Genomic DNA, 14,996 nt, shown 5'->3' on the forward strand with positions numbered 1-14,996 from the left:
GCTCCTTATGGATTTTCAACACACGCAAGGTAAGCCTCGCTTGACAACACCTCCCGTATTGGAATGCGGTAACTGTCTGTTTTTATGAGGCATAATAACAGGAAGTCTGATCGATAATTATCCAACCCTTCTGCCACAGGGCCTAGTGTCTCGATTAAACTGGTGTAGGGCCGCAACTCACTACAAGCGGCTGTCTCTGCGGCGCACCAGCTCTTTATAATTGAAACTTTGAGACCACTTAACAATGCCGAATATGTAATGGCCCTTTCAAAGTCGTGAGAAGAAGCAAGATCATGGAAAAGCTCCCGATCAGCGATATCCCACCAGATAAACGCTTCCGCTGGGAGTCCGCGTACAAGCGCCAGCTGACCCTTTGCAAGAAAGGATATGGCAGATGTGGGTTCAAAATCGCTGATAACTGCTCTCAAAAACTGCGATACTCCAAGTTCACTGTTGCTTAGCAATAGTTCTGTGAAGGCATCACAAATCACACTATCATCATGATCTTCTTTCGCCAAAAATGATCGATAGGAGGAACAGACATTTGAATTTTGAAAGATATCACGGGAGTTGTTAATTTCTGCAGCTAGATTGCTTGGGCTCAATAAGCTGAGCAACGATAAAATCCAGAAAAGAACTAGTATCGCCTTAAGATTTCGGCGAAATCTGAATAAAAGAGGCATAGTCAATTGTGGTGTATCAGACGCTGGACGGGTCAGTTTAGATCCAATTGAATCAGCCATGTTTGCCTCTCGTCTCACAAACAGCCCACCCGAAACCTCGGGTTCCACGCAGATCGTATTGACCGAGACAATCTGTGCGCCCTCGCCGATGAAGTACCCGCCAAGCGAGCAATAGCAGCAGCCCAGCAAACGGCCATCCAGCGAGACGACCAGCCCAAGGTGCCGCTCCGGGGCCATCAGCGTTTTGTCAAAAGCCCTGTCGAACTTCGTGTCCGAGAAAGGGATGTCGCCAAACAGGTTCTTCTCATGCACACTCCGGGTCAAACTGCGCACCTGCTCGCGGTGTGCGTTTTCGGTCTGCGCCGTGGTCAACCTCGACGTTTCGACGCTGTCGGGAAAGCCGCGATGCAGGGGTGGCTCAAAACTTGCATCGATACACGCTTCACCCACTGATTGGTCAACTCCCGTACTCAGCTCGCATCGATCTGCATGCTCTATTGGCGATAACCAGCTTATCGCCATTGCCCAGCCATCCGGCCTTGATTCAGATCAATGACACGGTGGATCACGCGGCTGTTCTGACCAGAATCGACTACGTCCCGGCGGATCAAACGGCTTTGTAGACCCGTCCTTCCGCCGTCAGCTGACCCGATTTTTTCAGAGCAGCCAGCGCATTGGCAATCGCGATTTGTGCGGGTTTATCCGTTGCATGCATTGCCGCAAAGATCTCCTTGCGCACAAGACCGTTTTCGGACGCGGCAACAACTTTCAAAACGTCGTTGCGTGTCCCAGGACGACGCTTCCGTGTTGCTTTCGTCTTGGGCGCGGCGCGCTTCATCTTGGGCTTTGGACCTTCTGCCAGATGATACTCGAACCCGAGCACTTTGAGATCAGCGATTGCCGTATTTGCCGCGCGCATTGCTTCGGCCTTGGCCGTGCTGAGTAGTTTTTGTTTTTCTGCTTCAAGCTTTTTGATTTCGTCAATCACAGACATGGACTCGCCCCGTTATTGGATCATCCATTGCTGTAAGAGTATCGGCGAAACAATGCAATAAAGGCTCATCTCTTGCGCGATACTTTACCGATTACTATTCCTTTGGCTGGACGTGATCGATTTCAATTCTTTCTGGCCGGGTGGTCCTCCTCCCATTTGCAGAGGGACGCGTCAGCAAAATCTAAGCTGCTTTCAATGTCTGTACCGGTGTCACGCCACCGATCCCCATGTTTGGCCTTTCATAATTGCATGTCCACAGCCACCGCGTGGCATGGTCTTGGATCTCCTCAACGCCATTGAAGTGGTATTGCCCCAACCATTCGAAGCGAACAGTTCGCTTCCCATAGGCGCACAGCCCGGCCCACTCTGGCAGAAGGTTCTGGGCGCTCTGGAAGAGGAAGGGTGGACCCATGACCGAGACATGATCGGAGGATAGCGAAAGCAGCCCTAGTTGTACAGCGAAGTAAGCAGCGATAGTGCCTCCTTCAGACTAAAGAATTGAGCTTGTTTGATCCCGCGTATATGTTTTGCGCGACATGAGAGGAAGAGTTGTAAGTATATCAATAAACGACATAAATAGCTTCCCTGGTTTTTGCACTTGAATCCCACCTCCTCCGCCACTCACACTAAGCCATTGACCAATAAGGGTGAAATTGGATGTGGTACATGATGGACCACACGAGAGCATCTCCCTCAGGCCCATGCGTCAGCGAGCTTGACATGCGGCACCTCACGAAGCCGCGTGGCAAAGGCTATACAATGCGCCTGATAGCACCGGAGGTGTTGGTCGGGACAGGAAACCCGTGGACAGGAAAACCATTCGGGAGGGAGATCAAGCTAGGGCTGAATACCCGTAGCCACGCTGAAGCCGTGCGCTTGAGGGACATCAGGTTGGGGCAAATACGGCAGCTTGAGGCTGACGCACTGGCGCAACGGGGTAGGAGGAGTGTCGGGAGGATCATCGACCTGTCCCCAGAGAGCGCGGCTGAGTGGCGTCAGATGCGAGAGGAAGCGAAAGACCCTGACAGCATCGACTACGTGCTCACTGATAAGCTTGAGAAGGCGGAACGCGCTGGCTTTGGCAAGGAGGCGAAACGCTTTGCTGATGTGGTCCTGAAGGGAAAGCTACCGCTGGCTGAGGCCTTGGAGCAGTACCTTGAAGACAGGAGGCCGGGCAACCCGCTGGGGCTTGATCCGCTGAAGCCCGCAACCATGGCTGACGTACGGTCTTCGATGAGGCACCTGCAGGCATTCCTACGGGCGCTATGGATATCGGATGGTCACCGGTCTGCTGAACAATGCGGGCTGGCATGTGAACCATAAGCGCGTGGAGCGTATCTGGCGACGTGAAGAGCTGAAAGTCCCGCAAAAGCAGAAGAGCGCGCGATTGATGCGCCATTGGTTCGAGCACAATGGCGCGCGGGCGGCTCTGGCTGAACAACGGGTCGTGCGTGCGTCTGCGGCCCGAACGTCCCAATCATGTGTGGTCCTATGATTTCGTGCAGGATCGTACCGCCGCTGAAGGGCGGCGGGGCAGCCGGTGTGGCGACACTGGGTGCAGCGGGCGTGGAGGTCGCACAGAGCGTCCTGGCCGAGACTCAGTCCGCCGTCCTGCCACTGGTGCCATATCTCGACACACTTCGCTGGGTCTTCATCGCCGTGGCGCTCGTTGGCATTGCGGTTACGATCTATGCTCGCCTCGATGATTGGAAGCGGGGGAGCGATGATCGCCACCATTCTCGGCGGGATCACCGCCACCCCATGGATGTTGTAAGTGAAGGCCTCGTCGTCAGTGGAGATCAGACATTCGACCCGTTCGATGCCGAGATCCTTCAGCACCTCGATCCGGATATGCCCATCCAGCAGCATGTAGGTGTCTTCCTCACCCGTGGATCGCGTGACGACCGGCGGTTCGACCAGGCCAACCTCTTTGATGGACGCGGTGATTTGGCGATACTTGCGGCTGGATTTGACGGATGCGCTGAGGGCGCGCACCGGCAGGACGGCTTCTACTGGCACAGTGACGCAATCGCTCTCAAATCCGAGCGCCACCGCGTCGGGCGTTTTACGCTTGCCCCGGCTCATTCGCCTGCTCCCACATCCAGCGATTGCCCGAGATAGGTGGGAAGGGTGTCCAGCCCCTCCGCGCGCAACAGCGTCAGGAAGTGGTCATCGTCGCGCAGCGCGCGAAACGCCTCAACAACAAACATCAGGCGGCCCTGCGTCAGTTCGGCCTTCTTGATCAGCACCTTCTCGCGCTCCGCTTCCTGTTGATAGGCACACACAAGCGCGTCGCTGGTCAGGGGCCGCTTGGCGCCGTCGCTTCTGCCATATCGGTTTCGATGAAGGTGCGGACCCTGTGCATCGCGCTGCTGGATGAGACGGCGCACGGCGGCCAGCTTCTTACCGCGCAGCTTTTTCTGGGTATAGGCGTCCATCAGAGCGCGTTGCCCGCCCTCGGCATCTGTTTTTGAAATGTCGATGGCGAGGTTCAGCGGCAGAAGGCCAGTTTCCACGGCCGAGACCAGCCGTTCTTCGCCGCGCTCCAGAAGCCCCGCAATCATTCCGACATAGTCTGGTGTGACGCCGATCTTGTTGGCGATCTGGCGGTCGTTGTAGCCGCGTTTGCGCAGGTTGCCGATCTCGCGCATCAGGTCGATCGGGTTGTGCTGGCGGCGCGCACAGTTCTCCACGAGGCTCATGACGAGGCAGTCGCTCTCATCGGCGTCGATGATGATGGCCGGGATGGCATCCTGCTGAAGCGCCATGAACGCCTCGAGCCGCCCTTGACCGCAGTCGATAGCCGAACCGCTTGTCATTCACGGCCATGCGAAACGCGATATCATCGCGCGGGTGGACGAGTTGATGGCGCTGGTCGGGCTCAATCCCGATCAGCGCGACCGCCGCCCCGGAGCCCTGTCCGGGGGCCAGCGCCAACGCGTTGTCATCGCGCGGGCGCTCGCGCTCAATCCCAAGCTCATGATTTGCGACGAACCAGTGTCGGCACTGGACGTGTCGATCCAGAGCCAGATCCTGAACCTGCTGATGCGTCTGCAACGAGAGTTGGGGCTGAGCTATCTCTTCATCGCGCATGACCTGTCTGTGGTGCGTCATATCGCGGACCGTGTGGCGATTATGTACCTTGGCATCGTGGTCGAACAAGGTCCCGCCGGCGCGGTTTTCGCAAACCCGGCACACCCCTATACCGAAACGCTGATCTCTGCCATTCCACTCCCGGATCCGGCTTTGCGGAACACGCGCAAGCGCATCGTTCTACAAGGCGACCTGCCCAGCCCGCTCGACCCGCCGAAAGGATGTCCCTTCGTCACGCGCTGCCCGCTGGCCGAAAAGCGGTGCCAGGGCGCCCGCCCAGAACTCACCCCCGTAGCCCCGGACCATGTCATCCGCTGCGTCGTGCGGGCTTGAAGCGATGCAAGCAGGTCGTGAGCACTATTGTTCATTTGTTCGGCAGGATCGGTGTGTCTGACGTCATCCCCATTGGGACCGTTGGGCGCATTGCATAACGGAGCTGGCTCATCGTAGACTTCAAGGATCGAAGATGAGACGGGACCCCGTGACACGAAAGAGCAAGGCAGATCGGATGGCAAGGGCTCAAATTATCTGAAAACGGACAAGGGAAACAGCATGAACTAAAAATGCTTTCTTCAAAAGAGCAGCACAACACACGTTTTCACTTTATAATTGCGTGGTTGAGATCATCGAAATTGAGACGATAGCGTATGACGTTGCACTCATGAAGGCCAGCGAGTTGCAATTTGACATATGCAACAAACCCTTCTCTATCCGGTTTAGGAACGCCAGCATCGGTTGCCATTGCAAAAACTTTCTCTTCTCGAAATTCCTTGAATTCGAGAACGCGTCGCCGAATGGCTGTGCGGACAAGTCACGGTATGCAATTGCTGCTTTGTCTGGGCTTTCGAGGTCCGCCCTGAGCAACCGGTACTTTTCCGCTGAGGCGAAGTAGGCATCGACGTATACTTCACGAGACAGCGATACGTTATTCAACTCGTAGACGACAATCAAATCGTCGATGTATTCTTGTTTAGCCTGTTCTCCAACTGAGGAGACAGACGATGAAGAGAAGCCGTTTCGAAAAAAATATGGGTCTCGTTACCGAAGCCAAAGAGGCCGAGCCGCAAATTCCGAAGCCACCAGAAATCAACAGAATTGAACCCCCAAGGAAAGAACTTCCAAAGCCCAACGAAGGCTATGGATGAAGTCAGAATACTGACGTATGAGATCCCTTTTCAAAGCTGAATAGAAACTGTTTGTATTGGAGAATTCTATCTATCTTACTTGTATCAAAATAATTGAACCACGTCAGCAATCGCGCAAATCCGCTATGTCACAATATCCTATTTCTAAGGAGCCCGGATCTCTTCTGCAACAAAACTCCATAACACGTTGCGCCTAAAACTCTTCGAAATCGTCATCATCCAGCGCACCTGCTTGACCCGATTCCTCTGCCGGCACGCTAAAACTCTCCGCATGAATGTCACGCTCCCGTTCCATTGTGTAGATCGCATAGATTGCGTGGCAAACCTCATCTCTGGGCTCTTGCACTTCATTTGTGTTCAACCGCACAAGAATGTCTTCTAGCGCTTGTTCAATCGGTGTCATCCGCACAAGGATATCCAAAGCAGAAGCGATATCTGCTGTTAGGCTTTGCGCTGCCTCACTTGCCGTCTCAAGATGGTGATCCACCGCGCTGACCTGAACGTGGATGGCCTTACATTCCTCTAACGCGGTCGTGAATTCGTCAATTCCCAACTTCAAATCGGCAAAGACCTTTTCCTGAAGTTTCTCTCTTTGTCCATCGAGCGTTTCAGACATCTTCAGGATCGTCCGCCCTGTTTCAGCAGAACAATCCGCGACAATCTTCGCCAAGAAAGCAAATGGGTTCTGACGATCCCCGAAGTTCGACGCCCTGATCGCAACATTGTAGGAAGACCCCGTCATCAAAGCGACCAGTTCGCGGAATTCATCAAGCCCCTCCCCAACCGCAGTCATTGATTTCGACGCTCCGGTGATTTGCTGTTCGGACGTGCGCATGGTCTTTGCGATACTGCCGCCCAACCGCTCAGCGGATTGCAACTTGTCCATCTGTGCCAAGATTTCTGTTTTTGTCTCCCCGCTCAATCCTGCTGAAAGATCATTCAAAGCACTGTCACAAGTTGCAACAAATCTGTTGAGCGCGTCCGTGACCGCTGCGCGCACCTCCTGTGCGTCTGTGATCATCGCTGCAAGCTGGGCCTTGGCAATCTGCGTACCGCCAAATTGTGATGTCTCTGGCTCTTCGAGCATAACCCAAACGTGTTCCAAACGCTGTGCAAAGGCGTCGGAGAACTGCATGAGCCCGATCAGCGCTCCCAAATCACGCCGATTCCCCGCAACCAAGGTTTCCGTAAGCGATATGGTGTCTTGATACGCGCGACGAATGTTTTGTGCTTCCGTCTTGTCTTGGGTATTTGCCTCCACATTGTCACCCAGATCAGTAATGACCTCAAAGGCTGCCGACACTGACGCATCAACGGCTTCTACCGCTGACACTGCTGTCTTGATCTGCGCCCCTGCACGTTGGGACCCTGCTTTGAGTTTTTCGGCAATCTCTTCGAGCAAGTCCGCATGCGATGTCATATTGTCCATACGTTGCGTCGCAGCAGTGGTCTGAGTGAGCGTGCCGACATATCGAAATGTGCCGGAGTTCTGCAAGATTATGGGCAGCTGGGCAATTAGATTCAACAGGTCCTGCTTTACCTGTTTTGCATCAATATCCTGATGGGTTTGTTGAAGAATATCTCTGAGCTCTTTGATTTGTTTATCAATCATCCCAGAGACTTCGTTCACGCGTGTCGTCGCCCGACAGGCATCAGCAACGGCATTTATCTGCGCCGACAAATCCGTCGCGCTGGTGCGCACACCGTCAAGCACACTGAGAATCTCAAGAAAAACCTCTGTGCTTTGAGAGCGCAATTCCTTCAGTTCAGAAACCAGATGCTTTGATGCGTCGTCTACATGTGGTTTTTTTGCAGCTTCAGCCATGCTATGCTCCCTGCCGCTGGGACATCCGCAAAATGCTAGGCGCGATGCGGTTGAGCGGCACTTCTTCTTCGACCGCGCCGGCGGCCATCGCTTCTTTCGGCATGCCGTAGACAACGCTTGTCGCCTCATTCTGCCCGATCGTGCGGGCCCCTGCATCGCGCATTTCCTTGAGCCCCCGTGACCCATCATCCCCCATGCCAGTCATGATCACACCCAGTGCATTTGACCCAGCATAGCGAGACACCGACCGAAAGAGCACATCCGCAGAAGGTTTGTGACGCGACACCAAGGGGCCATCGCGCACCTGCACCATGTAATTCGCACCACTCCGGTTGAGCAGCAAATGCCGCTCCCCCGGCGCGATCAGCGCGTGCCCACGCAGCAGGCGGTCATTATCGCGCGCCTCGCGCACTGTGATGGCACACAAACCGTCCAACCGCGCAGCAAAGGCATTGGTAAACCCAGCAGGCATATGTTGGACAATCACAATCGGCGGGCAATCCCCCGGGAGGGCTTCGAGCACGACACGCAAGGCTTCCGTACCGCCCGTGGAGGCGGCAATGGCGACCACCATTTCAGTTGTCCGCGCCAATGATTTGGCCAGCGGCGCTCGCTTGGCGATCACGGCATCTGCGGTCATTTTCTTGGCTGGCGTAGCGCCACGCAACAGATGCAGACGCGCCTTTGATGCGGCGTAGATCGCATCCCGAACACGTATGGCGGATTCTTCCAAAAAGCCTTTGACGTCGACCTGTGGCTTGCAAACAATATCCACGACACCTGCTTCGAGCGCGTTTGCCAGCGTTTCAGACCCGTCCGAGACCAAAGAGGAACAGATGACCACCGGAATGGGATGTTGTGACATCAGACGGCGCAGAAATGTGATCCCGTCCATACGCGGCATTTCCACGTCCAACGTAATCACATCAGGCCGCTCTTTTCTGATCCGTTCGGCGGCCACAAGAGGGTCATTGGCCGTCGCCATGACCTCCATACGCGGATCGCTGTTGATGATGTCTGACAACACCTGCCGAACAACAGCACTGTCATCAATGACGAGAACGCGGATCGGTTTTTCAGCCATCAGGTGCCTCATATTGATAGATTGAGTTGCCCACTGAAAACAGGCCGTCTACCAATCCGCGCACGGTTTCGGTGTGAGCTACGAACAGATAACCCCCCGGCCGCATCCTTCTAACCACGCCTTGAACAACCTTTTTTTGGTCCTCAGGTGTGAAATAGATCAAGACGTTACGCAAAAAAACGATATCCATCGGTGTCGACAGTTCGGTGCTGTCAGGGTCCAACAGATTAGCGTAGGCTAGCTTGGCCTTCTGGCGAAGCTTTGGAACAATCCGGTAAACAGGCTTGCCTTCCCGAACGACCTTTTTGGACCTTAGCAGATAGTTTTTACGTAACTCTTCCGGGATGTTTGCGATCTCTCTTTCGGAAAACACCGCAAGGGCCCCCTGTGAGAGCACGGCGCGCGAGACATCCGTGCCAAAAAGCTGATAGTTCACATTAATCCCGGAGGTGCGTAGGTATTCTTCGATCACCATACCACAGCTCCAAAGCTCCGCCCCGGTTGAGGCTGCAGCGCTCCAGACTGCGAGGTTAGCGCGCCTTCTTTCCCCTTGCGTCAAGGCAGGCAATCCTGTGTCGTTAAGCCAGTCGAAATGCGCAGGTTCCCGAAAAAAGCTGGTGGTGTGGGTCGCCAGGGCCTCAACCAAGAGAATTGCCTCGGCCCTGCCATTGGGGCCTTTGAGATAGGACACGTAATCAGTGTAGCTGTGCAATCCCAGTGCTAAAAGCCGTTTCGATAGGCGCGTTCGTAAAAATTCGGGCTGATTTTCACCTGACGTTATACCAGAATGTTTCTTGGCGATCGCGGCGATCTCTGAGGCGTCAGCGGGGCGCAGGGGCACGCTTTGCATCGCGCGCGCGAATTCGCTAATTGGATGGTCCTGTTTCAAGAGCTTGGCCTAAACGTTAGGTCTGTTGGTGGAGAAAGAGAAAGCGTCGAAATCCGTCGAAGAGGTCTGGAAAATCTCGCTCAGACTTAGGATGATGACGACATCCTGTCCCAACCGTGCTACGCCGGATATTGTATCAGTAGACCAGCTGGTCATTGTAGGCGGCGCTGCCTCAACATCGCTGTCATGAATATCGACAACGTCCAGCACACGGTCAGCCACCACCCCAATTGGAACACTTTCGTTGTTATGCGACAACTCAAATACGATCATGCGCGCGGTTTCTGCATCTTTCAAACCCATGCCAAGGCGACTTGCGATATCGAGGATCGCGATCCCTTCACCACGAACGTCGATCATTCCGATCACGTCTGGCGGCGCGTTCGGCAATTTTGATATCGTCTGGATGTCCAGCACCTCGCGCACATTACGCACATCTACCGCGAAAAACTGATCGCTCAGTTGGAACGTCATGTAGGTTTGGAGAGCTTTGGCGGCGAGGATACCCTCGTCGCCAACATCGTCTCCCATCATTAATTCAGCCATCTTGCTTCTCCAGCTTGAAGTCTTGCTTAATAAGGCTCGAAAGCACTGTCCGAGCTGAGATCAAGATCAACGCCATTCCCTTGGTCGTTGGCATGCCCGTTCGCTTTGGGATGCACTTGGCCATTTGGCACCGCACCTGGCAATTGCGACGTCGGCGTGTTCGCCTTAGGTACCGAGGCAGCAGGCGGAGCAGCCTTCGTCGGTTTTATCGACGGTTGGTCACCAGGATGTGCGCCGCCTTCTTCCAAACGGAAGAAGCTGATCACTGATTGCAGCTCATCTGACTGGCCGGCTAGCTGTTCGGAGACAGATGCTGCTTGTGTGGACGTCGCCGCATTCTGCTGGATCACATTGTCCAGCTCACGTATCGCCTGATTGATTTGCTCTGCGCCGGTGTTCTGCTCTCTGGTTGCTGCAGAGATTTCCTGGACTAAATTAGATGTGCGTCGAATGGAAGGTACCAACTGTTGAAGCATCTCACCCGCTTTCGTGCTGATATCTACAGTCGTTGTCGATACTTCGCTGATCTCCTGAGCCGCCTGCTGGCTGCGTTCCGCCAGTTTGCGCACCTCGGAGGCCACAACCGCGAAGCCCTTACCATGTTGACCCGCACGCGCTGCTTCGACCGCCGCATTCAAGGCGAGCAAGTCTGTTTGACGCGCGATTTCCTGAATGATGTTGATTTTCTCGGCGATGGTTTTCATGGCCTGCACAGCGTCATCCACGGCCTGACCGCTCTTTGCGGCTTCCTCGGCGGATTGGGTCGCGATCTTTTCTGTCTGGCTGGCATTGTCTGCGCTTTGACGGATGTTTGAAACCATCTCCTCCATGGCGGCACTCGCTTCCTGTGCCGCTGCGGCCTGTTCAGTGGCACCAGAACTCAGGCTTGCGGCCGCACCGCTCATAGCAGAGGCACCACCGGCTACCCCCTCGGAAGCAGAATTGGCGTTGTGCACTACCTCGCGCAATTTCTTCAGCATGGCTTCAAAGGCAATGCCGAAGGTATCACGGTCACTTTGACGCTTGGCATCGACCGTCAGATTCCCTTCGGCGATCTGCGTCGCAACATCAGCCATGACATTCAGATTGCTCGTCATCTCATTCATGGCGTTCAACAAATCACCAATCTCATCACGCGCATTGCTTGAAGCATCCACACTTAGATCCCCTATCGCCACCTGCCGTGCCACATCGACCGCGCGGTTCAGACCCCGGCTGACGGACATGGAAATCCAGGTCGCCGCACCAATACCGATGATAAGCGCGATAGCTGCAACCGTCAGCAGAACAGATCGGTTGGTGTTATAGTTTGCCGTAGCACGGTTGCTGTCGGCGGTCATATTGCTTTCCAAAAGTGCAACCACCTCGTCAGCCGCCGTCGTCGCAACAAGCCGCAGATCACGCATAGCACCGTTGAGCAAATTCTCCGCTTTGGAATTTGTCTGTGCGATGCCAAGCGCAAGGCTGCGCTCAAAAATCGCGCGATACTCTTCCCAATTCGCTTTCACAGCGGCGAGTTCAGCACGACCGTATACGCCCAGCTCCTTTTCCATACCGTTCAGCGCGACTTCCGCCGCCGCTTCAGAGGAGCGTGCTTCTTCTTCCAAGGCCGCGAGGACGGTATCATCGCTGGCCAGGATGGACGACAGCAATGCGATTTCCATCTCGCTCACCTCATCGGAGAAATCCAGAACGTAGTCGTTGAACCGGTCCTCATCAATTGCCGTAATCTGCACCGCAACGTCGGACAACGCGTCGACCAACTCGTCCATTTCAACGCCGTTTGGACTAAGCTCAGCAAAGGCAATATCGCGCGCTTTAATCATAGAATTCTCTTGCGCGAAGGCATAAACATCATCCGCCAGCGACGTGTATTCTGCAAAGGCCGCTTGAAATTCCTCCAGCTCGCGCAATTCCTCTGGGCCAAGCAGCGGCAGCATCTCTTGCTCGATCCGCTTGATCTCCTCGATCGCCCTTTCGTAATTCTGGTACTGCCGGTCCTGATTTTCATCCGTTTCAGCCAGCACGACGCCGCGCAAGGATGACAAGGCATCCGTCATCGGTTCTTGCAAGGCTGTTGCCAACTTCAAGGATACACCGGATTCGTTGACAAGGGTATCAACGGTAGCATTCGTCTCGCCCATGGCATCGACAGATATATATACCAACCCGCACAGCAGCAGGAGGATTGCGCCAAAGGCGCTTGCCAGTTTTGTTTTGATCGTTACGCGCATTGTCTGTCTCCTTCAGACGGATTTTTCGTTAGCCGGATCGGGCCGGAACAGGTTTTCAGAATTCAAAATCACCACGAGGTTGTCGCCGTGTCGTATGACACCGTTCACAAAGTCGCGCGGCCAACGCGCGCCAAGCTCCGGTATTCTCTCTAAATTTAGCGCCGCCGTATCGATGACCTGAGACACCTCATCAGCAGCAATAGCCACTTTGGTCAGCGTGTCCTCAATCATCAGTTCCAGAACGACGAAACGAATGTCAGGCGATGGGCGTTGCGGCGGCATTAACAAGCGTTTGCGCACATCGATCAAAGGTACGATAGACCCGCGTACATTGATCACAGCCGGCACAAATTCGGATGCGTTGGGCACCTGCGTCATCTTTATCGGATCAAGGATTTCATTGACGCAGACAACGGCGATGCCGAACATTTCTCCCGACAGCTTAAAGAGCAACATGTTTGAAATTGGCGTTTCCGTCTGGCCCTTAGGCGTGTCAAGCGTGTCCAATGTCATCTCAATGACCTCCTGCTGCGACGTATTTGCTAGGTGCTTCCTGCGCTTTTGCTTGTTGCAAGGCGCGGCGGATCATGATCGCGGTGTCAATGATCAACGCCACAGTGCCATCACCAAGGATAGTTGCACCGGCAAAGCCTTCGACGTCGCGATGATAGACGCTCAATGCTTTGATCACGGTCTGGTTCTGGCCCAGAATATCATCGACGATGAGCCCCAGGGGCGCATTGCCCGCCCGGACAATCACCACACGGCGGCGGGTGTCTTTGCTTTCGGGATAATTGAAGACATCCACCAGATCGAGGAACGGCACCAGCGTTTCGCGGATACGCAACATGCTGCGGCCACTTTCACGGTTTGTCTCAAGCGTATCAAGTTCAACGCATTCCTGCACTGCAGACAACGGGATCACAAAGACATCGCTACCCAGCCGCACCAACATGCCGTCGATAATGGCAAGGCTGACCGGCAGGTGCAGCGTCACCTTGGTGCCCTGTCCCGGCTGCGAGTGCACTTTGAAATTGCCGCGCAGGGAATCCACAGTGGTCTTGACCGCATCCATGCCCACACCGCGCCCCGAAATGGAAGTCAGTTCTTTAGCGGTCGAAAAACCAGGCGCAAAGATGAACTGATGCAATTCCTGTTCGGTCGGTGTTGCATTTGCGTCCAACAATCCCCGTTCGATCGCGCGTGCGCGGATCGCTTCGGTATTCAGCCCACGACCGTCATCCTCCAACGAAATGAGCACCTCACCGCCCTCTTGATTGGCTGACAAAATGACCGTTCCATGCTCGGGCTTATTCGCCTCTATCCGGCCTTCGCGCGTCTCAACCCCGTGATCAATTGCATTGCGGATCATGTGCACCAAAGGCTCGCTAAGCTTGTCGATGACGTTCTTGTCGATCTCTGTCTCACCACCTTTGGTGACCAGCTTGATGTCCTTGTTCAGCTCCGCTGACAGGTCTCGGACCACGCGCCGGAACTTGCCAAAGACCGTCTCAATCGGCATCATGCGGATCGACAGGGTCGTGTCGCGCAGTCCCGTAAGCAGACGTTCAATATCTTCAGTTACGGCTTCCAGCATCGGGTCAGCCAACCGTGTGGTCACCTGATTGAGGCGCGCTTGCGCGATAACCAACTCCCCCAGACGGTCCATCACCTCATCCAGGCGGCCCGAATCCACGCGGATGGGGGCCGTAGTCTTGTTTGACTTGCCCTTGTCCGCTGCAACGGTTTTGGTCGTCAACTCAGGCTCGGATGCAGCAACCGGCGGCTCATGTTTGGTAATCTCAAGCTCAGAATCGTCGGCAAAGATGAATACATCCTTGATCGCTTCTTCGGTTGTCGCCCCTGTGAGGGTCACTGCCCAGGCTGCATAGCACTGCAACGGCTCAAGTTTTTCCAAAGATGGCACTGCGGTCAGATCAAGGCGATGGGTGACGTCGCCTAAGTCTTCCAGTTCGCCCAGCAGCAAGTCAGGACGTAACCCATTGCGCAAATCATCCGCGGCAGGTTTGAACCAGATATCAAAAACCGCAATTTCTGATGCGGCACCAGCCTGTGACGCCCCCTCCTCTGTCGTCTCCGGTGCGCTTGTCACATTCGTCAGCGATTGGAGCGCCGCCACGAGATTCTTCACCTCAGCAGCCTCGGACAACTGATCCGCCTCAGCGTTGTCCCCCCCCAGATCTACAAAACGGCGCATGGTGTCGCGCGCTTTGAGCGACAGGTCAATCAGCTTTCCGTCAATCGCCAGCTTACCCTCTCGGATCAGATCAAAGGCTGTTTCAAAATGGTGGGTGAACTGCGACAGTCGAGTGAAGCCGAACATTGAGCCCGACCCCTTGATGGTGTGCAGCGCACGAAACACCGCATCGACCTGCGCGGGGTCGCTACTGCCCTCCAGCTCTAACAGCTGGTCTTCAAGGGTTTCCAGAATGTCATTTGCTTCTTGGACGAAGGCTTCAATAGCAGGATTTGTCATGATCTG

General features: G+C 54.8%; 13 protein-coding genes and 3 pseudogenes. 5 read left to right on the forward strand and 11 right to left on the reverse strand.

The window, feature by feature from the left end; translation table 11 throughout:
• Nucleotides 1–5: 5 nt before the first annotated feature.
• The 3 genes and pseudogenes from H7847_RS07360 to H7847_RS07370 form a co-directional block, all read right to left on the reverse strand.
• Nucleotides 6–1,205, reverse strand: a complete 1,200-nt coding sequence (locus H7847_RS07360) for a hypothetical protein (RefSeq protein WP_227268742.1) — start codon at nt 1,203–1,205, stop codon at nt 6–8.
• An 85-nt stretch (nt 1,206–1,290) separates the two neighbouring features.
• Nucleotides 1,291–1,677: a hypothetical protein gene (locus H7847_RS07365; protein ID WP_227268743.1), complete on the reverse strand. Its 387-nt coding sequence runs from the start codon at nt 1,675–1,677 to the stop codon at nt 1,291–1,293.
• 181 nt (nt 1,678–1,858) lie between these two features.
• Nucleotides 1,859–2,014, reverse strand: a pseudogene (locus tag H7847_RS07370) (IS3 family transposase); the annotation flags it as partial.
• Nucleotides 2,015–2,343: 329 nt separating this feature from the next.
• Here H7847_RS07370 and H7847_RS07375 point away from each other — a divergent pair.
• The 3 genes and pseudogenes from H7847_RS07375 to H7847_RS27120 form a co-directional block, all read left to right on the forward strand.
• Complete coding sequence (locus H7847_RS07375) at nt 2,344–3,000, forward strand: hypothetical protein (RefSeq protein ID WP_227268744.1); 657 nt, start codon at nt 2,344–2,346, stop codon at nt 2,998–3,000.
• A pseudogene (locus H7847_RS07380) lies at nt 2,933–3,209 on the forward strand (IS3 family transposase); the annotation flags it as partial. The gene H7847_RS07375 and the pseudogene H7847_RS07380, both read left to right, overlap by 68 nt.
• Nucleotides 3,196–3,396: pseudogene (locus H7847_RS27120) on the forward strand (YcbK family protein); the annotation flags it as partial. The pseudogenes H7847_RS07380 and H7847_RS27120, both read left to right, overlap by 14 nt.
• Before the next feature lie 362 nt (nt 3,397–3,758).
• Here the strand turns inward: H7847_RS27120 and H7847_RS07390 are convergent.
• Nucleotides 3,759–4,496: a plasmid partitioning protein RepB C-terminal domain-containing protein gene (locus H7847_RS07390; protein ID WP_227268745.1), complete on the reverse strand. Its 738-nt coding sequence runs from the start codon at nt 4,494–4,496 to the stop codon at nt 3,759–3,761.
• Nucleotides 4,497–4,530: 34 nt separating this feature from the next.
• Between H7847_RS07390 and H7847_RS07395 the strand changes: the two genes are divergently transcribed.
• Complete coding sequence (locus tag H7847_RS07395) at nt 4,531–5,103, forward strand: ABC transporter ATP-binding protein (protein WP_319799755.1); 573 nt, start codon at nt 4,531–4,533, stop codon at nt 5,101–5,103.
• A 668-nt stretch (nt 5,104–5,771) separates the two neighbouring features.
• Nucleotides 5,772–5,915, forward strand: a complete 144-nt coding sequence (locus tag H7847_RS07400) for a hypothetical protein (RefSeq protein ID WP_227268746.1) — start codon at nt 5,772–5,774, stop codon at nt 5,913–5,915.
• A gap of 193 nt (nt 5,916–6,108) precedes the next feature.
• On the opposite strand, the gene H7847_RS07405 is transcribed toward H7847_RS07400, so the two are convergent.
• Genes H7847_RS07405 through H7847_RS07435 form a run of 7 tightly spaced genes read right to left on the reverse strand, consistent with a single transcriptional unit; the run spans nt 6,109 to nt 14,990 of the window.
• Nucleotides 6,109–7,740, reverse strand: coding sequence for a hypothetical protein (locus tag H7847_RS07405; RefSeq protein WP_227268747.1), 1,632 nt, complete (start codon nt 7,738–7,740; stop codon nt 6,109–6,111).
• 1 nt (nt 7,741) lies between these two features.
• A complete protein-coding gene (locus H7847_RS07410; RefSeq protein ID WP_227268748.1) occupies nt 7,742–8,824 on the reverse strand; it encodes a protein-glutamate methylesterase/protein-glutamine glutaminase in 1,083 nt (360 codons plus the stop codon).
• A complete protein-coding gene (locus H7847_RS07415; RefSeq protein WP_227268749.1) occupies nt 8,817–9,713 on the reverse strand; it encodes a CheR family methyltransferase in 897 nt (298 codons plus the stop codon). The genes H7847_RS07410 and H7847_RS07415 overlap by 8 nt, the downstream gene beginning before the upstream one ends.
• Before the next feature lie 9 nt (nt 9,714–9,722).
• Nucleotides 9,723–10,259, reverse strand: coding sequence for a chemotaxis protein CheW (locus tag H7847_RS07420; RefSeq protein ID WP_227268750.1), 537 nt, complete (start codon nt 10,257–10,259; stop codon nt 9,723–9,725).
• Nucleotides 10,260–10,285: 26 nt separating this feature from the next.
• Complete coding sequence (locus H7847_RS07425) at nt 10,286–12,493, reverse strand: HAMP domain-containing methyl-accepting chemotaxis protein (protein ID WP_227268751.1); 2,208 nt, start codon at nt 12,491–12,493, stop codon at nt 10,286–10,288.
• 12 nt (nt 12,494–12,505) lie between these two features.
• Nucleotides 12,506–13,006, reverse strand: coding sequence for a chemotaxis protein CheW (locus H7847_RS07430; RefSeq protein ID WP_227268752.1), 501 nt, complete (start codon nt 13,004–13,006; stop codon nt 12,506–12,508).
• A gap of 1 nt (nt 13,007) precedes the next feature.
• The gene (locus H7847_RS07435) at nt 13,008–14,990 is read right to left on the reverse strand and encodes a chemotaxis protein CheA (RefSeq protein ID WP_227268753.1); all 1,983 of its coding nucleotides are present in this window, start codon (nt 14,988–14,990) and stop codon (nt 13,008–13,010) included.
• Nucleotides 14,991–14,996: the final 6 nt, after the last annotated feature.

This window comes from Roseobacter weihaiensis (assembly GCF_020622345.1).
GTDB classification, from domain to species: Bacteria; Pseudomonadota; Alphaproteobacteria; order Rhodobacterales; family Rhodobacteraceae; genus Roseobacter; species Roseobacter weihaiensis.

What these genes read in the sequence shown, in the direction of transcription:
- H7847_RS07360 (WP_227268742.1), bottom strand. Translation starts at nt 1,205, where the DNA reads ATGGCGATAAGCTGGTTATCGCCAATAGAGCATGCAGATCGATGCGAG.
- H7847_RS07365 (WP_227268743.1), bottom strand. Translation starts at nt 1,677, where the DNA reads ATGTCTGTGATTGACGAAATCAAAAAGCTTGAAGCAGAAAAACAAAAA.
- H7847_RS07375 (WP_227268744.1), top strand. Translation starts at nt 2,344, where the DNA reads ATGATGGACCACACGAGAGCATCTCCCTCAGGCCCATGCGTCAGCGAG.
- H7847_RS07390 (WP_227268745.1), bottom strand. Translation starts at nt 4,496, where the DNA reads ATGACAAGCGGTTCGGCTATCGACTGCGGTCAAGGGCGGCTCGAGGCG.
- H7847_RS07400 (WP_227268746.1), top strand. Translation starts at nt 5,772, where the DNA reads ATGAAGAGAAGCCGTTTCGAAAAAAATATGGGTCTCGTTACCGAAGCC.
- H7847_RS07405 (WP_227268747.1), bottom strand. Translation starts at nt 7,740, where the DNA reads ATGGCTGAAGCTGCAAAAAAACCACATGTAGACGACGCATCAAAGCAT.
- H7847_RS07410 (WP_227268748.1), bottom strand. Translation starts at nt 8,824, where the DNA reads ATGGCTGAAAAACCGATCCGCGTTCTCGTCATTGATGACAGTGCTGTT.
- H7847_RS07420 (WP_227268750.1), bottom strand. Translation starts at nt 10,259, where the DNA reads ATGGCTGAATTAATGATGGGAGACGATGTTGGCGACGAGGGTATCCTC.
- H7847_RS07425 (WP_227268751.1), bottom strand. Translation starts at nt 12,493, where the DNA reads ATGCGCGTAACGATCAAAACAAAACTGGCAAGCGCCTTTGGCGCAATC.
- H7847_RS07430 (WP_227268752.1), bottom strand. Translation starts at nt 13,006, where the DNA reads ATGACATTGGACACGCTTGACACGCCTAAGGGCCAGACGGAAACGCCA.
- H7847_RS07435 (WP_227268753.1), bottom strand. Translation starts at nt 14,990, where the DNA reads ATGACAAATCCTGCTATTGAAGCCTTCGTCCAAGAAGCAAATGACATT.